Source organism: Serratia sp. NFX21 (assembly GCF_048517035.1).
GTDB lineage: Bacteria > Pseudomonadota > Gammaproteobacteria > Enterobacterales > Enterobacteriaceae > Serratia > Serratia quinivorans.
In genome coordinates this window covers 3,298,889-3,317,666 of sequence record NZ_CP183196.1, presented here as the reverse complement: position 1 = coordinate 3,317,666, position 18,778 = coordinate 3,298,889, and the positions used below count along the sequence as shown (strand labels likewise).

The 18,778-nt window shown below is 54.8% G+C and carries 14 protein-coding genes, 1 pseudogene and 1 other annotated feature; of the genes and pseudogenes, 9 read left to right on the top strand and 6 right to left on the bottom strand.

Features of this window, described 5'->3' with window-relative positions:
* Nucleotides 1–1,596: pseudogene (gene trpD, locus ACNT1W_RS15595) on the bottom strand (bifunctional anthranilate synthase glutamate amidotransferase component TrpG/anthranilate phosphoribosyltransferase TrpD).
* Entirely contained in the window at nucleotides 1,596–3,158 is a 1,563-nt protein-coding gene (locus ACNT1W_RS15590) for an anthranilate synthase component 1 (protein WP_135344241.1), read from the bottom strand. Before ACNT1W_RS15590 ends, trpD begins: the two are co-directional and overlap by 1 nt.
* A gap of 25 nt (nucleotides 3,159–3,183) precedes the next feature.
* Nucleotides 3,184–3,287 (bottom strand) — a sequence feature (Trp leader region).
* Nucleotides 3,288–3,530: 243 nt separating this feature from the next.
* On the opposite strand from ACNT1W_RS15590, the gene rnm reads away from it, so the two are divergent.
* The 5 genes from rnm to rluB all read left to right on the top strand — a co-directional run bounded on the left by rnm (nucleotide 3,531) and on the right by rluB (nucleotide 7,571).
* On the top strand, nucleotides 3,531–4,418 hold the full coding sequence (gene rnm / locus ACNT1W_RS15585) for an RNase RNM (RefSeq protein WP_419245822.1): 888 nt from the start codon (nucleotides 3,531–3,533) through the stop codon (nucleotides 4,416–4,418).
* A 48-nt stretch (nucleotides 4,419–4,466) separates the two neighbouring features.
* Nucleotides 4,467–5,087, top strand: a complete 621-nt coding sequence (locus tag ACNT1W_RS15580; RefSeq protein ID WP_012145392.1) for an L-threonylcarbamoyladenylate synthase — start codon at nucleotides 4,467–4,469, stop codon at nucleotides 5,085–5,087.
* A 115-nt stretch (nucleotides 5,088–5,202) separates the two neighbouring features.
* The gene (locus tag ACNT1W_RS15575) at nucleotides 5,203–5,562 is read left to right on the top strand and encodes a Rap1a/Tai family immunity protein (protein WP_012145391.1); all 360 of its coding nucleotides are present in this window, start codon (nucleotides 5,203–5,205) and stop codon (nucleotides 5,560–5,562) included.
* Nucleotides 5,563–5,711: 149 nt separating this feature from the next.
* Nucleotides 5,712–6,509, top strand: coding sequence for an alpha/beta fold hydrolase (locus ACNT1W_RS15570; protein WP_419245821.1), 798 nt, complete (start codon nucleotides 5,712–5,714; stop codon nucleotides 6,507–6,509).
* 150 nt (nucleotides 6,510–6,659) lie between these two features.
* Nucleotides 6,660–7,571: a 23S rRNA pseudouridine(2605) synthase RluB gene (gene rluB, locus ACNT1W_RS15565; RefSeq protein ID WP_017893026.1), complete on the top strand. Its 912-nt coding sequence runs from the start codon at nucleotides 6,660–6,662 to the stop codon at nucleotides 7,569–7,571.
* 44 nt (nucleotides 7,572–7,615) lie between these two features.
* Here the strand turns inward: rluB and cobO are convergent, their stop codons facing one another.
* Nucleotides 7,616–8,206 carry a cob(I)yrinic acid a,c-diamide adenosyltransferase gene (cobO, locus tag ACNT1W_RS15560; RefSeq protein ID WP_012145388.1) on the bottom strand — a complete coding sequence of 197 codons (591 nt, stop codon included), beginning with the start codon at nucleotides 8,204–8,206 and terminating at the stop codon, nucleotides 7,616–7,618.
* A 13-nt stretch (nucleotides 8,207–8,219) separates the two neighbouring features.
* Nucleotides 8,220–8,981 (bottom strand): YciK family oxidoreductase, encoded by a 762-nt coding sequence (locus tag ACNT1W_RS15555; protein ID WP_115184547.1) that lies wholly within the window; start codon nucleotides 8,979–8,981, stop codon nucleotides 8,220–8,222.
* 360 nt (nucleotides 8,982–9,341) lie between these two features.
* On the opposite strand from ACNT1W_RS15555, the gene sohB reads away from it, so the two are divergent.
* Nucleotides 9,342–10,388, top strand: coding sequence for a protease SohB (gene sohB / locus ACNT1W_RS15550; RefSeq protein WP_012145386.1), 1,047 nt, complete (start codon nucleotides 9,342–9,344; stop codon nucleotides 10,386–10,388).
* A 45-nt stretch (nucleotides 10,389–10,433) separates the two neighbouring features.
* Here the strand turns inward: sohB and ACNT1W_RS15545 are convergent, their stop codons facing one another.
* Complete coding sequence (locus tag ACNT1W_RS15545; protein WP_012145385.1) at nucleotides 10,434–10,685, bottom strand: YciN family protein; 252 nt, start codon at nucleotides 10,683–10,685, stop codon at nucleotides 10,434–10,436.
* A gap of 426 nt (nucleotides 10,686–11,111) precedes the next feature.
* Here ACNT1W_RS15545 and topA point away from each other — a divergent pair, with 426 nt between their 5' ends.
* Nucleotides 11,112–13,709, top strand: coding sequence for a type I DNA topoisomerase (gene topA / locus ACNT1W_RS15540; protein ID WP_012145384.1), 2,598 nt, complete (start codon nucleotides 11,112–11,114; stop codon nucleotides 13,707–13,709).
* Nucleotides 13,710–14,068: 359 nt separating this feature from the next.
* Nucleotides 14,069–15,043, top strand: a complete 975-nt coding sequence (gene cysB / locus ACNT1W_RS15535; RefSeq protein ID WP_012145383.1) for an HTH-type transcriptional regulator CysB — start codon at nucleotides 14,069–14,071, stop codon at nucleotides 15,041–15,043.
* A gap of 127 nt (nucleotides 15,044–15,170) precedes the next feature.
* Here the strand turns inward: cysB and ACNT1W_RS15530 are convergent, their stop codons facing one another.
* A complete protein-coding gene (locus tag ACNT1W_RS15530; RefSeq protein ID WP_411227112.1) occupies nucleotides 15,171–15,776 on the bottom strand; it encodes a hypothetical protein in 606 nt (201 codons plus the stop codon).
* A 321-nt stretch (nucleotides 15,777–16,097) separates the two neighbouring features.
* On the opposite strand from ACNT1W_RS15530, the gene acnA reads away from it, so the two are divergent.
* Nucleotides 16,098–18,770 carry an aconitate hydratase AcnA gene (acnA, locus tag ACNT1W_RS15525; protein WP_012145381.1) on the top strand — a complete coding sequence of 891 codons (2,673 nt, stop codon included), beginning with the start codon at nucleotides 16,098–16,100 and terminating at the stop codon, nucleotides 18,768–18,770.
* Nucleotides 18,771–18,778: the final 8 nt, after the last annotated feature.

Sequence of the window (18,778 nt, the reverse complement as noted above, 5' to 3'; positions counted from 1 at the left end):
TTATCCTCTTGCTGCCAGTGCGGTGACACGCTCGTAAGCCTGCCCGCTGTGAATCATGTCCAGTGCCTGCTGCGCATTTTGGCGCAGGTCTTCATGCCCGAATAACTTCAGCAGCAGCGCCACATTAGCGGCTACCGCAGCGGCGTGCGCCGGGTCACCTTTACCTTGTAACAACCTTGCCAGAATGTCACGATTTTCTTCCGGCGAGCCGCCCAGCAGGGCTTCCAGCGGATAGCTTTGCAATCCGAAGGACTGCGGCGTCAACTGATAGCTTTCAATTTCACCGTTGTTCAGCTCGGCCACGTGGGTCGTTGCATGGATCGCCACTTCGTCCATACCGCCGCCGTGTACCACGGCCGCCCGTTGATAACCCAGTACGCGCAGGGTTTCGGCAATCGGCAACACCAGTTCCGGGCTGTAAACGCCGATCAGCGCCAGCGGTGGGCGTGCCGGGTTGATCAACGGGCCGAGCACGTTGAACACCGTGCGAGTTTTCAACTGCTGGCGTACCGGCATCGCATGGCGGAAACCGGTGTGGTACTGCGGGGCAAACAGGAAGCACACGCCCAGTTCGTCCAGTGCCTTACGTGCTTCTTCTGCCGGCAAATCCAGGCGAATGCCAAATGCAGCCAGCAGATCCGATGAACCCGAGCGGCTGGAAACGCTACGGTTGCCGTGTTTGGCCACTTTGGCGCCGCACGCCGCCGCCACAAAGGCGCTGGCGGTGGAGATATTAATACTGTTGGTGCCGTCACCCCCGGTGCCGACGATATCGGCAAAGGGGTAATCCGGGCGCGGGAACGGCAGGGCATCGGCCAGCAGCGCTTTGGCTGCACCGGCGATCTCTTCCGGGTGTTCGCCGCGGATCTTCATGCTGATCAGTGCGGCGGCCAGTTGGCTTGGCTCCAGTTCACCGCGCACGATGGCGCTGAATAACTGCTGGCTCTCCTGCTGGTTCATCGACTCTGAACGGTACAGTTTTTCAAGAATAGTTTGCATCGTCGTTTCCCCTCGTTATTTCGCCAGCGCCCAGGCCAGAGTCTGCTCAAGCAAACGCGCGCCATGGGTGGTCAGGATCGATTCCGGATGGAACTGGAAACCGCATACGCGATGCTGGTCATTACGCACTGCCATCACCATCTCGTTAAAATGGGCGTTAACGGTGAGTTCGGTCGGGATATTGCTGCCAACCAGTGAGTGGTAGCGTGCTACCGGCAGCGGGTTCGCCATACCGGCAAACATGCCTTCGCCGTCATGACTGATTGCCGAGGCCTTGCCGTGCAAGATCTCCCCGGCCTGGCCGACGTGGCCACCGTAGGCTTCGACAATCGCCTGATGTCCCAGGCAGATGCCGATAATCGGCAACTGGCCGCGCAGGCGCTGTAACAGCTCCGGCATGCAGCCGGCTTCGGACGGGGTACCCGGACCCGGTGACAGCATCAGCACCGGTTGTTCCATCTGCTGCAGGCGTTCGATAATCACGTCGGCAGAAATCTGGTTACGGTAAATCACCACCTGATGGTCGCTGGCGCGCAGCTGATCGACCAGGTTGTAGGTAAAGGAATCGACGTTATCGAGCAGTAAGATATCGGCCATCAGAACACCTCCTTGGCCTGGTGCGCGCTGGCAATGGCACGCAGCACGGCACGTGCCTTATTACGGGTTTCATCGGCTTCCGCCTGAGGAACAGAATCCAGCACCACACCGGCACCGGCTTGCACGGTAGCAATGCCGTCTTCAACATACGCGGAGCGGATGACAATACAGGTATCCAAATCGCCGGTGGCGGTGAAATAACCGACCGCACCGCCGTAGCTGCCGCGGCGGGTGCCTTCAGAGGCGGCGATTAACTGCATGGCGCGCACTTTGGGGGCGCCGCTCAGGGTGCCCATGTTCATACAGGCCTGATAAGCGTGCAGCACGTCGAGGTCGGCGCGCAGGGTGCCGATTACCCGAGACACCAGGTGCATCACGAAAGAGTAGCGGTCCACTTTGGTCAGGTCGGCCACATAGCGGCTACCGGCCTGACAGATGCGCGCCAGATCGTTACGTGCCAGATCGACCAGCATCAGATGCTCGGCCAGTTCTTTATGATCGGTCCGCATTTCCAGCTCGATACGGCTGTCGAGATCCAGATCCAGCGAACCGTCGGCGCGACGACCACGCGGGCGGGTACCGGCAATCGGGTAGATCTCTATCTGGCGGTTGCCGGCGTCGTATTTCAGCGCGCTTTCCGGCGAAGCACCGAACAGGGTGAATTCGTCATCCTGCATATAGAACATGTATGGGCTTGGGTTGTTGTCCTTCAGCGTCTGGTAAGCGGCCAACGGGGCCGGGCACGGCAGTGAGAAACGGCGTGACGGTACCACCTGGAAGATTTCGCCCTGACGGATGGCCTGTTGCAATTCGCTGACAACCGCACCGTATTCTTCATCGGTCTGGTTACAGCTCAGTTGCATGTTTTCCAGTTTCTGGTGCGGGATCGGCTGTGGGGTCTGTTTCAATTGCAGCTGCAACTGCTCCAGGCGCTGTTGCAAGCGCTGTTCTTCCGCCGTATCGGCCGTGAAAACGCTGGCCTGCAGACGGGCAACGCCGCGTTGATGATCCAGCACCAACAAGGTTTCCGCCAGATAGAAGCAGAAGTCCGGGCAGCGGTTTTCCTGACGCAGCGGCGGCAGGTCTTCGAACCCGGCGACCAAGTCGTAGGCAAAGAGTCCGCCGAGCATCACCGCTTCACGTTCGTCAGCCGGGGAGTCGACCAGTGTCAGCAGGGTGCGCAGTGCATCAAACACCGACAGCGAACGCAGGCGGGCATCTTCATCCTGAATCGCATCAATCACCGGGAAAGTCAGTTCACGTCCATTAGGACGCACCTGGTTCTGGACTTCTGCCGGCAGGGCCTCATCCAGCAGCGGCAGCATCGCCGCGCCGTTGGCGGTCAGCGCATGCAGCGTCACGGTGCGGCCCAGTGCGGTGATGCGCAGAGCGCTGTCAATTACCAACAGGCTTTGCAGGTTTTGCTTGCTGTTGATTTCAGCCGATTCCAACAGCAGGGTGGCCGGACGAGCGCCGCACAGCTGGTGGAAAATGGTGGTCGGATCGCCCCGGTAACTGGCCTCCGCCTTCAGTAGTTTGAGTTGTGGTTTGATGTTCATCATTGGTGGTTCCAGTTAAAATTTGTCCATAAAAAAGCCCGCGTTACCAGCGGGCTTAGGGAATCTGCAGTGTCAGATGACAGGTATGCGTGATTACTCCGCCCGAAAAAGGGAGTGACGCCACCAACGAAGAAGAGAAGTTTGCTTATTCATTTCTATGCTCTCTTGTTTATCATCCAACCAGGGAACTGCCCTGAACTTGTGTACTAGTTAACTGGTTCGCAGGAATAAAGTCAACCCTCTTTTCGCACAATGTTTTAGCGCCAGGCGTGAATTATTTTCATCAAGGGGAAGGGGACGTGACCCAGAATAGATTTCCGTCCGGCGGGCGATCGCGGGTATGATAGAAACCCAAGCCATTGCCGGATATTCCTTTTGACAGACAGCAACCCCCAGCCCTCCGCCTTTACTCTCTACGACTTACACAGCCACACCACCGCCTCTGACGGTTATTTGACGCCGGCGCAGTTGGTGCAGCGAGCGGTTGAAATGCGGGTAGGCGTTTTGGCGATTACCGATCATGACACCACCTCCGGCCTGGCCGCTGCGGCCGCCAGCATTGCTGAATTGTCGCTGCCGTTGCAATTGGTTAATGGCGTAGAGATCTCCACGCTGTGGGAAAATCACGAGATTCATATCGTGGGTCTCGGGATAGAGACCGAGCACCCGGCGATGGTGCAATTGTTGGCCGAACAGACTGAACGCCGTAACCTGCGAGCGCAGGAAATAGGCGTACGGCTGGCTAAAGCGCGTATCGACGGTGCTTTTGAATGTGCGCAAAAGCTGGCGGACGGTGGTGCGGTGACCCGTGGCCACTTTGCCCGTTATCTGGTGCAGATCGGCATGGCCGATAATATGGCTCAGGTGTTCAAGAAATACCTGGCCAAAGGCAAAACCGGTTACGTTCCGCCCCAGTGGTGTACAATAGAACAAGCCATTGATGTGATTCATCAATCTGGTGGCCAGGCGGTGATAGCTCACCCTGGTCGTTATGACCTGACGGCCAAATGGCTGAAGCGGTTGTTGGCGCACTTTGCGGAACATGGCGGTGATGCCATGGAAGTTGCGCAGTGTCAGCAGGCGCCGCATGAGCGTTCGCAACTGGCAAAGTATGCGCAGGAATATCAATTACTGGCGTCGCAGGGTTCTGATTTCCATCAACCCTGTTCGTGGATCGAACTGGGTCGCAAACTGTGGTTACCCGGCGGTGTTGAACCCGTGTGGCGTGACTGGCCGCAGCCACAACTGGCCAAGGTCGATTGATTTAACGTGGGCGACGCCGCCCGCGTGCATCATTTTTAGGAGCAAGTCATGAGTCAGCTTTTTTATATTCATCCAGACAATCCGCAACCGCGACTGATCAACCAGGCGGTGGATGTGCTGCGTAAGGGCGGGGTGATCGTCTATCCCACCGATTCCGGTTACGCGCTGGGTTGCAAGCTGGAAGAGAAGTCGGCAATGGAACGTATCTGCCGCATCCGTCAATTGGACGGCAATCATAACTTTACGCTGATGTGTCGCGACCTGTCCGAGCTGTCGACTTACGCTTATGTCGACAATACCGCGTTCCGACTGATCAAGAACAACACACCCGGCAACTACACTTTCATTCTGAAAGCGACCAAGGAAGTGCCGCGTCGTTTGATGAATGACAAACGTAAAACCATAGGTTTGCGCGTGCCGTCGAACCCGATTGCGTTGGCGTTGCTGGAAGTCTTAAACGAGCCGATGATGTCGACTACGTTGATGCTGCCGGGCAATGATTTTGCCGAATCCGATCCGGAAGAGATCAGCGATCATCTGGGTAAACAGGTGGATCTGGTGATCCACGGCGGTTTCCTGGGCCAGCAGCCAACCACCGTCATCGATCTGACCGAATCCGCGCCGGAAGTGGTGCGCGAGGGCGCGGGCGACCCAGCGCCTTTCCGCTAAGTTATTGCCGGAATTTTTGCTCATTTTCTGAAAAGTGGCTGAAACGACGTCATTTATCGTTAAAGCCGCTATTCTACAATCATCAAAAATTGATAATCAGGCAGGATGCGTAGCGATGATTAAGTGTGTTTCTCTTTTAGCGGCCATATTGTTTTCCTCTGCGGCCAGCGCGGGTTTTTATTCTGGCAGCGCCTTGCTGTCTGAGACCAGCGGTTATGTGAAAAATAAAGACGGGGCAGCCACCGTTGCCGAAGCGCTCGATGGCGGGTTGTTTATGGGCTATGTGGCTGGGGTATTCGATACCTTTTCGATGCAAGGCAACCGCAATATTTGCCCGGATGCCGGTATGAGCGTTGGCATGGCATCAGATGCAGTCATGCAGTATTTAAATGAACACCCGGAACAACTGCACTACTCAGCACCTTCGGTGATTATGCTGGCATTAACCGCCGCTTACCCTTGCGAACGGCATTAAAACTGTTCGTTTAGTGCGTATTTTTTCATTAGGTGCGAAGCCGATTATTTAGCACCATTTCCAATCGATGAAATCGATAAACGCTGTCATTTTACCGCTAACGCACAACACCCCTAACCGATGGGGGAATATGACGTTCAGGAGATAAAATGACAGCGTTTCGCCATGGTACTCTTTCCCTCGATTATCAAGATTCCGGCTCAGGTCCGCTGACGCTGGTATTACTGCCCGGTTGGTGTGAGCCGAAAACCGTTTTTGCCCCTTTCACCGCTTTGGCAGAACAACACTACCGGGTGATTAGCCTCGACTGGCGCGGCCACGGCCTGTCAGCCCGCGATGCCGGGCTGTCGCTGGGCGCCGACGATTTGCTGGCGGATCTGCGGCAACTGTTACTGGCACTGCAGGTGGAGCGATTTGTGACCCTGTCTGTCGCGCACGCCAGTTGGATTGCGGTGGCGCTGGCCGAAAGCCTGCCACAGCAGACGCAAGGGATGGTGTTTCTCGATTGGATAATGACACCGCCCGAAGCGGAATTTTTCGATTCGGTACAACAAATGCAATGGCCAGAAAAATGGTTGGAGGCGCGCGATGCTTTGTTTAACTTCTGGCAAGGTGGCATTGAGCAACCGCAGGTTAAACATCATTTGACCGTTGAAATGGCACGGGAAGATTTTCGTGTCTGGCAGGCGGCCGGCGTGGCGATTGAACAAGCCTATCGGCAATACCATTCGCCGCTTAACCGACTGCGTGAATTAAGCTCACCCCCGGCTTGTCGGCATATTTACTCTCTTGATCGTGACGCCGATTACCTGCGGCAACAACAGACATTTGCCGCTGAGCATCCGTTTTTCTCGGTTGTACGACTGGAACAGGCCCGTACTCATCTCGGTATTCTGGAACGGCCGGATGCGGTGTATCGGGAGGTCGTCAATTTCCTCGGTAATTAATCAGCCGGGCAATAAAGTGGGTTTCAACCCCATTGAAAGCCTGTATAATGCGCGGTTCGATCTATGTAAACGTATTGTTACTGCTGCGGCGCCTGACGCCGCGGCAGTCATCCCCCCGACGCCTGTGAAGGCGACACTAGAGGTTGCTCAATGAGCGAGAAGTTACAGAAAGTTTTAGCGCGCGCCGGCCATGGCTCGCGTCGTGAAATCGAAACCATTATTGAAGCCGGCCGCGTCAGCGTCGACGGTAAAATCGCCAAATTGGGTGATCGCGTTGAAGTCACCGCTTCAATGAAAATCCGTTTGGATGGCCACGTTGTCTCAATTAAAGAATCCGAGGAAGAAGTTTGCCGTGTGCTGGCGTATTACAAGCCAGAAGGTGAACTCTGCACCCGTAGCGATCCTGAAGGCCGCCCGACGGTGTTTGATCGCCTGCCTAAGCTGCGTGGCTCACGCTGGGTGGCGGTAGGGCGCTTGGACGTCAATACCTCAGGTTTGCTGCTGTTCACCACCGACGGTGAATTGGCGAACCGCCTGATGCACCCGAGCCGTGAAGTTGAACGTGAATATGCGGTGCGTGTATTTGGTCAGATTGATGACGAAAAAATCAAGCAACTGAGCAAGGGCGTTCAGCTGGAAGACGGCCCGGCCGCTTTCCGCACCATCAGCTTCCAGGGTGGCGAAGGCATCAACCAGTGGTACAACGTAACCCTGACCGAAGGGCGTAACCGCGAGGTTCGTCGTCTTTGGGAAGCGGTTGGCGTTCAGGTTAGTCGCCTGATCCGCGTACGCTACGGCGATATCGATCTGCCGAAAGGCCTGCCGCGTGGCGGTTGGACTGAACTGGATTTGCCGGCGATTAACTATCTGCGTGAACTGGTTGAATTGAAGCCGGAAACCGTTAGCAAGATGCCGATTGAGCGCGAACGTCGCCGCGTGAAAGCCAATCAGATCCGCCGTGCCGTCAAGCGCCATACACAGGTTGCCGGCAGCGGTCGCCGCAGCACTGCGGGCAGCAAGCCTGGCAGTAAGCCTGGCAACAAACCTAGCAAGCGCAGCTAATCATCACGCCGCAACCCTCTTAGGGCTGCGGCGTTTTCTTTCTGTTACCAGTCAATTCCCTGTTGCGCCTTGATACCTGCGTCAAACGCGTGTTTCACCGGCCGCATCTCCGTGACCGTATCCGCCAGTTCCAACAGATCGCGATGGCATCCCCGCCCGGTGATAATCACCGTTTGGTGCGCAGGGCGCTGTCGTAACGCCTCCAGCAGTTCCTCCAGCTCAAGATAGCCGTAGCTGACCATATAGGTCAGTTCGTCCAACAGCACCAGATCCAGGCTGCTGTCGGCCAGCATGCGCTTGCCGTGTTGCCATACGGCCTGACAGGCTGCGGTATCGCTGGCTTTATCCTGGGTTTCCCAGGTAAAACCGGTAGCCATCACCTGAAATTCAACGCCATGTTGCTGCAACAGATTTTTTTCCCCGTTCGGCCATTCACCCTTAATGAACTGAATAACGGCGGCTTTCATGCCGTGGCCGACGGCGCGGGTAACGGTGCCAAACGCCGCGGTGGTCTTGCCCTTGCCGTTACCGGTGAATACCAGCAGCAAACCCCGTGCGTCCTGAGCCGCAGCGATACGGGCATCGACCTGTTCTTTCAGGCGTTGCTGACGTTGTTGGTGACGATCTTCAGCCATGGTAAAGCCCCTTTTATTCGGCGGCGCCGGGTTTACGGTTTGGCTGTGCGTCGAAGCTCATGCCGGTTTTACGGCGGCTGTCGTCACCCATCAGATAGAGGTAAAGCGGCATAATATCAGCCGGAGTTTTCAGCTTGCTTTTGTCTTCATGCGGAAAAGCCGTTGCGCGCATTTGAGTGCGCGTTCCACCAGGATTGATGCAATTTACCCGAAGATTGCGACTTTTATATTCATCGGCCAACACCTGCATCATGCCTTCGGTGGCAAACTTGGACACCGCATAGGCACCCCAGTTAGCCCGCCCGCTACGGCCGACGCTGGAGCTGGTAAAGACCAGCGATCCGGCATTGGATTTCAATAGCAGCGGCAACAGCGCCTGGGTGAGCATAAAGGTCGCGTTGACATTCACCTGCATCACCTCGTTCCACATCTCCATCGACAGCTCGGCCATCGGGGCGATATCGCCCAGTAGCCCGGCATTATGCAGCACGCCGTCGAGGCGCGGGACATGAGTAGCCAATTCTTCGGCCACCTGTTGGCATTGTTCCTGAGTGGTATGCAGCAGATCCAGGGTGATGATGTAGGTTGGCGCACTGCTGAGCCTGGCGATTTCGGCTTGCACCGCCTGCAGTTTGCTTTCGGTACGGCCTAACAGCACCAGTTGCGCACCAAATTTTGCGTAAGTGAGTGCCGCTTCGCGACCGATACCATCACCGGCGCCGGTGACCAAAATAATACGTTTTTCCAGCAAATCTTGTTTAGGTTGGTAATGCACAATAATTCCTCGCGCCTTGGCGGCTGGTCTCCCGCTTGCATCGGGGAGAGGGGTGGGTTGAGAGGCCATGACAGGAGCTAAGGCTCGACCGCATGCAAGGCCCCGCAGCGAATTTGGATCATCATGTTGATGAATAATCCGTGTTATATGCCTTAAATGGATCGTATTTTCAATGATTAGGCAGCAGAATCGGCATTCTTTTGTAACAAAAACGGAACAGCAGCGGCTTGGTTAAGCCAAAATGCGCCCACATAGTAAAGAGGTAGCACAAGGAATTTTTATTTAGCCGCGACAGCCACTGCGTCGGTTGGCTAGAATGAATGAGATAGTACTAACAACCTGTTAATAAAGGCGGAATCTGTGGAGTTTATATCTGTTTACGGCCTGTTTTTGGCCAAAGTCGCGACGGTAGTGATTGCCATCGCCGCGCTGGCGTTGCTGGCGGTCAGCCTGGGGCAACGTAAGAACCGCCAGAAAGGGGAACTGCAGCTGACTGACCTCGGTGAACAATATCGCGACATGCAGCGTGATATGCGCCTGGCGCGCATGGGTGATGCGGAACAAAAGGCCTGGAACAAGCAGTTTAAAAAACAGACCAAGGCCGATGATAAACTGAAGAAACAACGCGCTAAAGCCGGTGCGGTTGAAGCCACCAAGCCTTGCCTGTACGTGCTGGATTTCAAAGGCAGCATGGATGCCCATGAGGTGACCTCACTGCGTGAAGAAATCTCGGCGGTGCTGGCGGTGGCGACGCCGCAAGACGAAGTGTTGCTGCGGTTGGAAAGCCCGGGTGGGGTGGTACACGGTTACGGCCTGGCGTCATCGCAACTGGCACGTTTGCGCACCGGCGGTATTCGCCTGACGGTAGCGGTAGACAAGGTGGCGGCCAGTGGGGGCTATATGATGGCCTGCGTGGCGGATCGCATTGTTGCGGCTCCCTTTGCCATCATCGGTTCAATCGGCGTCGTGGCGCAAATCCCCAACTTCCACCGCCTGCTGAAAAAGAATGATATTGATGTAGAGCTGCACACCGCCGGCGAGTTCAAACGCACGCTGACGCTGTTTGGTGAAAATACCGAGCAGGGGCGTGAGAAATTCCGTGAAGATCTGAACGACACCCATGAGCTGTTTAAGCAGTTTGTGCATCAGCAACGTCCATCGCTGGATATCGACAGCGTGGCGACCGGTGAACACTGGTTCGGCACTCAGGCGAAAGAGAAAGGGCTGATTGACGCTATTGGCACCAGTGACGATTTACTGATCGCTGAAATGGAGAATCACGAGGTGGTCGGGGTGCGCTATGCACGTCGCAAACGCATGATGGACCGTTTTACCGGCAGTGCGGCTGAAAGTGTCGATCGTCTGCTGTTACGCTGGTGGCAGCGTGGTGAAAAGCCACTGCTTTAAACCGCAGAATTAAACATCAAAGGGGCCAGGGCCCCTTTTTAATGCTTAGTCGACTAAATGATATTTATCAGAAAACACGTGGGCCAAGTGTTTAAACATATTAAATACTGCGGTAGTTTTTATTGTTGGCAATCCGTCCGGATCCAAAAAGAATTCGCCGCGGAAAACTAAAACGCTGCCTTTTTGTTCAACATCGGTGGCAACCATACCTTGCAGATAATCATCATGCTGACGAATTAGATTATTTGCTTCTTCCAGCAGGGCTTCACGGGCAATAGGTGAGGTTTCAGCGCGCATTTATTACACTCCAATGAAAAATTCTGCACATATTCTAACGCCAGTTCGCATTTATCCGCAAACAGACTAAGGTTTATTTGCCGTCTGGATGGCCAGCACTATCTGCCGATTGGCGAAATCTGCCTTTCCGTGCTAATTAGGTTGCGTGACGCTTTTTATCAGGTACAGTGTGGGATTTTGCGGCGTCGGGTGGAAGGTTTTGTTTACGCCATAAATGAGTTTCACACAGCCATACCTCTGGGGCATGGGTGAATAGCGGCCAGGATCAACAACTTGCGTTCAGGTTGAGCAGTTAAGCAGCCAATAGAAAAAAACATGTTGATCTCTTGCCAGACTGCCGCAATATAAAAAAGAGATACGAATCGCTGCGGCAAGGCGAGATAAAAGACTTCTTTTTAGAAGAAATAAAATTAGGTAAAGGTAAATATGGGTAAAGCTCTCGTAATAGTTGAGTCCCCGGCAAAAGCCAAAACTATTAATAAATATTTAGGTAATGACTACGTGGTGAAGTCCAGCGTCGGTCATATCCGTGATTTGCCGACCAGTGGCTCAGCCAGCAAAAAGAGCGCTGACTCAACCGAAGACAAAGCCAAGAAGAAAGTTAAAAAAGATCCAACGACGGCGCTGGTAAATCGTATGGGCGTCGATCCTTACCATGGCTGGAAAGCGCATTACGAAATCCTGCCGGGTAAAGAAAAAGTTGTTGCCGAGTTAAAGTCGTTAGCGGAAAACGCCGACCACATTTATCTCGCAACCGACCTTGACCGCGAAGGGGAAGCCATTGCCTGGCACCTGCGGGAAGTTATCGGTGGTGACGACAAACGCTTTAGCCGCGTGGTGTTTAACGAAATTACCAAGAACGCGATCCAAAACGCGTTCAAACAGCCCGGCGAACTGAATATCGACCGTGTCAACGCACAGCAGGCGCGTCGCTTTATGGACCGCGTGGTGGGTTACATGGTCTCGCCACTGCTATGGAAAAAAATTGCCCGTGGCCTGTCCGCTGGGCGAGTGCAATCCGTTGCGGTTCGACTGGTGGTGGAGCGTGAGCGCGACATCAAAGCCTTCGTGCCGGAAGAATACTGGGAGTTGCACGCCGATCTGTTGGCGAAGGGTGATACCGCGCTGCAGATGGAAGTGACCCATGCCCACGACAAACCCTTCAAACCGGTTAACCGTGAGCAGACTCACGCCGCACTCAACGTGCTGGAAAAAGCCCGTTATACGGTACTGGATCGCGAAGACAAGCCGACCAGCAGCAAGCCGGGTGCACCTTATATTACTTCTACGTTGCAGCAGGCGGCCAGTACCCGTCTGAGCTTTGGCGTGAAGAAAACCATGATGATGGCTCAGCGCCTGTATGAAGCCGGTCACATCACCTATATGCGTACCGACTCCACCAACCTGAGCCAGGATGCGCTCGAGATGGTGCGGGGCTACATCGGTGACAATTTCGGCGACAAGTACCTGCCGAAAGCGCCGAACCAGTACAGCAGCAAAGAAAACTCGCAGGAAGCACACGAAGCCATCCGTCCGTCGGATGTCAACGTGCTGGCCGAGCAGTTGAAAGATATGGAAGCGGATGCGCAAAAACTGTATCAGCTGATTTGGCGCCAGTTTGTCGCCTGTCAGATGACACCGGCGCAGTACGACTCCACCACGCTGTCGGTGAAGGCCGCTGATTACCAGCTGCGCGCCAAAGGCCGTACGCTGCGTTTCGATGGCTGGACCAAAGTGATGCCTGCTCTGCGTAAGGGTGATGAAGACCGCACCTTGCCGTATGTTGAAGTAGGCAGCGATCTGGAACTGCAGAAACTGATCCCAAGCCAGCACTTTACCAAACCGCCGGCGCGTTATAGCGAAGCGTCATTGGTAAAAGAGTTGGAAAAACGGGGTATCGGCCGTCCTTCAACCTACGCTTCGATCATTTCCACCATTCAGGATCGTGGTTATGTGCGAGTCGAAAGCCGCCGTTTCTACGCTGAGAAAATGGGTGAGATCGTTACCGACCGTCTGGAAGAAAACTTCCGCGAGCTGATGAACTATGACTTCACCGCACGCATGGAAAACGGTCTTGACCAGGTAGCCAACAACCAGGCCGAGTGGAAAGCGGTGCTGGATGAGTTCTTTGCCGAGTTCAGCGAACAGCTGGAAACGGCGGAGAAAGAGCCGGAAGAAGGCGGTATGCGCCCGAATCAGATGGTGATGACCAGTATCGATTGCCCAACCTGCGGTCGCAAGATGGGTATCCGTACTGCCAGCACCGGCGTTTTCCTGGGTTGCTCCGGCTATGCATTGCCGCCGAAGGAACGTTGTAAAACCACCATTAACCTGGTGCCGGAAACAGAAGTGCTCAACATTCTCGAAGGGGATGACGCGGAAACCAACGCGTTGCGTGCCCGCCGTCGCTGCCAGAAATGCGGCACGGCGATGGACAGCTACCTGATCGATAACCAGCGCAAGCTGCACGTGTGCGGTAACAACCCGGCGTGTGACGGCTATGAGATCGAAGAGGGTGAGTTCCGCCTGAAAGGGTACGACGGCCCTGTGGTTGAGTGCGATAAGTGTGGTTCTGAAATGCACCTGAAAATGGGGCGCTTCGGTAAGTACATGGGTTGCACCAACGAGAGCTGCAAAAATACCCGTAAGATCCTGCGTAATGGTGATGTTGCACCGCCGAAGGAAGATCCGGTTCCATTGCCGGAGCTGCCATGCGAAAAGTCGGACGCTTACTTTGTTCTGCGTGACGGCGCTGCCGGTGTGTTCCTGGCGGCCAATACCTTCCCTAAATCGCGCGAAACCCGTGCGCCGTTGGTGGAAGAGTTGGCCCGGTTCAAGGACCGTCTGCCTGAAAAACTGCGTTATCTGGCGGATGCGCCGGTGGCCGATGCGGAAGGCAACAAAACGCTGGTGCGTTTCAGCCGCAAGACCAAGCAGCAGTATGTCTCGGCAGAGAAAGACGGCAAAGCCACTGGTTGGTCTGCTTTCTACATCGATGGCAAATGGGTTGAAGGCAAAAAATAAATTTGCAGCCTGAATGCAACATTAAAAACCAGCCCATGTGGCTGGTTTTTTTATTGGCCAAAGAGGGCTAACGGATCTATCCTTGGCTGTTTTTTTCCTCCTGGGCCTGGGTTTCACCTTGATCGCAATGCAAAATAATCGTTACCACAGTGTGACGTGGATCTATACTTGAAGCTGTAGCGTGATATAGTGGTTATATAAAAAGTTTTTTTATGATTAAAGCTTATTAACAACGGCGGTTTCTTCAGCGTCTGGGTGAAACACGGTGTTTATGGCTTGTTACTTTTCAGCATACCGGGGCGACACCGATATACCTGGCTGCGGCTCAACGCAGTGTTTAACCTAGGATGGTATAAGATATGAAATTGCAGCAGCTTCGTTACATCGTGGAAGTGGTTAACCACAACCTGAATGTCTCCTCGACGGCAGAAGGGCTTTACACTTCACAACCCGGTATCAGCAAGCAGGTGCGGATGCTGGAAGATGAACTGGGCATCCAGATTTTCGCCCGTAGCGGTAAGCACCTGACTCAGGTGACTCCGGCAGGCCTTGAAATTATCCGGATCGCCCGTGAAGTCCTGTCCAAGGTAGATGCCATCAAAGCCGTCGCCGGCGAGCATACCTACCCGGACAAAGGTTCACTGTATGTGGCCACCACTCACACCCAGGCACGTTACGCGCTGCCTAACGTCATTAAAGGCTTCATTGAGCGTTATCCGCGTGTTTCGCTGCATATGCATCAGGGGTCGCCGACGCAAATCGCCGAAGCCGTATCCAAAGGCACCGCAGACTTTGCCATTGCCACTGAAGCGTTGCACCTCTACGACGATTTAATCATGCTGCCGTGCTACCACTGGAATCGCGCGGTGGTAGTAAAACCCGATCATCCATTAGCCGGTAAAAGCCACATCACCATCGAAGAGTTGGCGGCTTACCCGATTGTTACCTATACCTTCGGTTTCACTGGCCGTTCCGAGTTGGATACCGCTTTTAACCGCGCCGGTCTGACGCCACGCATCGTATTCACCGCGACTGACGCCGACGTGATTAAAACTTACGTGCGACTGGGGCTTGGTGTAGGGGTGATTGCCAGCATGGCTGTGGATCCGGTTCAGGATCCCGACCTGGTGACGGTGGATGCGCGTGATATCTTCACTTACAGCACCACCAAAATCGGTTTCCGCCGCAGCACCTTCCTGCGCAGTTATATGTACGATTTCATTCAACGCTTCGCTCCACATCTGACGCGTGACGTGGTCGATAGCGCAGTTGCGCTGCGTTCCAACGAAGAGATTGAAGCGATGTTTAAAGACATCAAACTGCCGGAAAAGTAAGCCGTCAGGTTAATGGCTGATAGCAGGAGGGGAACCCACCCCTCCCTGTTTTATCTTTTCAGGTTTGTTCACCTCTGATACCCCCTTTGTACTCCCACAGAACGCTGCCAGTACCGGCATCCATTCGTCAGCTGTTTCTCATTGCCAGTTTCTGCTGCACGGCAAGCAGGGTGCGGCGCCTTATCCAACCGCTGGCCGGGCGAATGGCTCCCCAATAGCAGGCAAAACGCGCTTTTACCTGGGGCGTAGGGCACCAGACGAAGGTTTCCGTACTCAGTATTGCCCATCCGGCATTGTCCTGTGTGACGTTGAAGCGCAACACCAGCTTAGCCGCAGCGGGATCGTTGTAATGGGCAAACTCTTCTGCATTGGCCAGATTTGCCACCCCCATGGTTGGGCGCCAGAAACGACCGGCCAATCCAAGAGAAATTTCATTAGTGTTCTGATGCAGCAGGGTAAAAGTGTCGAAACCAAATGCAGCGGCCGGCGTAGTGTTTTTGGTGTTGGTGAACCATTGGCGCAGCTTCGTGGGTAACTGACGCAGCATCAGTAACCGGCTTATGATTGGGTCCTCGGCCATATCCAGCGCAAGCACCGCCTGAATAATGGCTTCAGGTGTGGCATTAATGGGGGCTGACTGATGTTTTTCATGAAAGCTGAAGGCGGGAATATAGGGCGGCGCGCTTTGCCAGCGCTGACACTCACGTTCACTGACGAATCCCAAAAATGCCACTATTCTCTCCCTGGATTTAAAATATGACTTTGGCATCACGGCCGATGCCGTGCGGTAAGTCGCAAGTGGCTCTTCGAACGGCTGGAAAGGAACCTTAACAGATAGCAATCGACGCAGGAATATGGCCCTGTTGCTATTCTGTGCTCAGCGAAGCTCATGCCTAAGCCGTTGGGAAAAAACGACTTCTCCCTTCTTGATTACTTCTGCCTATCGTTATGATCAAAACGTGTTGTTATCAAAACGTTACATCATCTTTGTGTTATCTTTAAGTAAGACCTCAGTGATTACCCTGTTTTAAGCATAATAAGAAATGGAGGAGCTATGTCGTCCGATCTTCGTGAAACGAGTATGGATAAGCTGGTTGCACTGAATAACGAGTATCGTTATTACAGTCTGCCACTGGCCGCGAGACAGCTGGGTGATATCGACCGGTTGCCAAAATCAATGAAAGTGCTGTTGGAAAACCTGCTACGCCATGTGGATGGCGACACCGTGCAGGTTGACGACCTTAAAGCTATCGTCGGCTGGTTACAGACCGGTCATGCCGACCGCGAGATTGCCTACCGACCGGCTCGCGTACTGATGCAGGACTTTACCGGCGTGCCCGCGGTGGTGGATTTGGCCGCTATGCGTGAAGCGGTGCAGCGATTGGGCGGCAATGTTGACCAGGTCAATCCGTTGTCACCGGTCGATCTGGTGATTGACCACTCGGTCACCGTTGATGAGTTCGGCGATGACGAAGCGTTTGAAGAAAACGTGCGTATCGAAATGGAACGCAACCACGAGCGCTATACCTTCCTGCGTTGGGGGCAGAAAGCCTTCAACCGCTTCCGCGTAGTGCCGCCGGGTACCGGTATCTGTCACCAGGTTAACCTGGAATATCTTGGCCAAACGGTGTGGCACACCGACGAAAGCGGTCAGCGTATTGCCTACCCGGACACGCTGGTGGGCACCGACTCCCATACCACCATGATCAACGGTCTGGGCATTCTTGGTTGGGGTGTGGGGGGTATTGAAGCCGAAGCGGCGATGCTTGGCCAGCCGGTATCGATGCTGATCCCGGACGTGGTGGGCTTTAAACTCACCGGTAAGCTCAGCGAGGGTATTACCGCTACCGACCTGGTGTTGACCGTCACCCAGATGCTGCGTAAACACGGCGTGGTGGGCAAGTTTGTTGAGTTCTACGGTGACGGCCTGGCGGATCTACCGCTGGCTGACCGAGCGACCATTGCCAATATGTCACCGGAGTTTGGCGCGACCTGTGGCTTCTTCCCGGTGGACGAAGTGACGCTGGGGTATATGAAGCTGAGTGGCCGCAGCGATGAGCAAATCGCGCTGGTGGAAGCCTATGCCAAAGTGCAGGGCATGTGGCGCAATCCTGGCGACGAACCGGTGTTCACCAGTACCCTGGCACTGGATATGTCGACGGTGGTAGCCAGCCTGGCTGGGCCGAAGCGCCCGCAGGATCGCGTAGCGCTGCCAGAGGTGCCCAAGGCTTTCAATGCCGCTACCGAGCTGGAGATCGGCAACCAGCAACGCAAATCCGAATTCAAGCCCTTCACCCTTAATGGGCAGCAGCACGATCTGCATAACGGCGCGGTGGTGATCGCCGCCATTACCTCCTGTACCAACACTTCCAACCCCAGCGTAATGATGGCCGCCGGCTTGCTGGCGAAGAATGCGGTGAAAAAGGGGCTGCGAACCAAACCCTGGGTGAAAACCTCATTGGCGCCGGGATCCAAAGTGGTGACCGACTATTTCGACAGCGCCAAGTTGACGTCCTACCTGGAAGAACTTGGGTTTAACCTGGTGGGTTACGGCTGTACTACCTGTATTGGTAACTCCGGGCCGTTACCTGAGCCTATTGAGCAGGCGATTAAAGAGGGCGATCTGACCGTTGGTGCGGTGTTGTCAGGTAACCGTAACTTCGAAGGCCGTATTCATCCGCTGGTGAAGACCAACTGGCTGGCCTCGCCACCCTTGGTGGTTGCCTATGCACTGGCCGGTAGTATGAAGATTGATCTGACCAACGAGCCGCTGGGTGAAGGCCGTGACGGCCAGCCGGTTTATCTGAAGGATATCTGGCCGAGCAGCCAGGACATTGCCCTGGCAGTCGAGGAAGTGCGTACCGAGATGTTCCATAAGGAATACGGTGCGGTATTTGACGGTGACGCCAACTGGCAGTCGATTCAGGTTGCCGGTTCGGCGACCTATCCATGGCAGGCGGACTCCACCTATATTCGCCATCCGCCGTTCTTCAGCAGCATGAAAGCGCAGCCGGATCCGGTGCAGGACATCAAGGACGCCCGCATTCTGGCGATCCTGGCCGACTCGGTGACCACCGACCATATCTCACCGGCAGGGAACATCAAACGCGACAGCCCGGCAGGCCGCTATCTGAGCGATCACGGCGTTGCGGCGCTGGACTTCAACTCTTACGGCTCGCGCCGTGGTAACCATGAAGTCATGATGCGTGGCACCTTTGCCAACATCCGCATCCGTAACGAAATGGTACCGGGGGTTGAAGGGGGTTATACCCGCCATATCCCGTCACAGAATCAGTTATCAATCTACGATGCTGCGATGCAGTATCAGCAGGAGCAGGTACCGCTGGCGGTGATCGCCGGTAAAGAATACGGTTCCGGTTCCAGCCGTGACTGGGCTGCGAAGGGGCCACGACTGTTGGGGGTTCGCGTGGTGATTGCCGAGTCCTTTGAGCGTATTCACCGTTCCAACCTGATTGGTATGGGCATTCTGCCACTGGAGTTCCCGGCAGGTGTGACGCGCAAAACGCTGGGACTGAGTGGTGATGAGCAGATCAGCGTCAGCGGGTTACAAACGCTCAAACCAGGGCAAGTGGTGCCGGTGCTGATCGCTTATGCCGATGGGCGCAAAGAAGTGGTCAATACCCGTTGCCGTATCGATACCGGCAATGAGCTGACCTACTATGAAAATGACGGCATCCTGCACTACGTGATCAGGAAAATGCTGTAATAAAAAGG

Excerpts from the sequence above, each read along its gene's own strand:
- ACNT1W_RS15590 (WP_135344241.1), bottom strand. The coding sequence starts at position 3,158 with ATGATGAACATCAAACCACAACTCAAACTACTGAAGGCGGAGGCCAGT.
- ACNT1W_RS15580 (WP_012145392.1), top strand. The coding sequence starts at position 4,467 with ATGAGTCAGCTTTTTTATATTCATCCAGACAATCCGCAACCGCGACTG.
- ACNT1W_RS15575 (WP_012145391.1), top strand. The coding sequence starts at position 5,203 with ATGATTAAGTGTGTTTCTCTTTTAGCGGCCATATTGTTTTCCTCTGCG.
- ACNT1W_RS15570 (WP_419245821.1), top strand. The coding sequence starts at position 5,712 with ATGACAGCGTTTCGCCATGGTACTCTTTCCCTCGATTATCAAGATTCC.
- rluB (WP_017893026.1), top strand. The coding sequence starts at position 6,660 with ATGAGCGAGAAGTTACAGAAAGTTTTAGCGCGCGCCGGCCATGGCTCG.
- cobO (WP_012145388.1), bottom strand. The coding sequence starts at position 8,206 with ATGGCTGAAGATCGTCACCAACAACGTCAGCAACGCCTGAAAGAACAG.
- ACNT1W_RS15545 (WP_012145385.1), bottom strand. The coding sequence starts at position 10,685 with ATGCGCGCTGAAACCTCACCTATTGCCCGTGAAGCCCTGCTGGAAGAA.
- topA (WP_012145384.1), top strand. The coding sequence starts at position 11,112 with ATGGGTAAAGCTCTCGTAATAGTTGAGTCCCCGGCAAAAGCCAAAACT.
- cysB (WP_012145383.1), top strand. The coding sequence starts at position 14,069 with ATGAAATTGCAGCAGCTTCGTTACATCGTGGAAGTGGTTAACCACAAC.
- acnA (WP_012145381.1), top strand. The coding sequence starts at position 16,098 with ATGTCGTCCGATCTTCGTGAAACGAGTATGGATAAGCTGGTTGCACTG.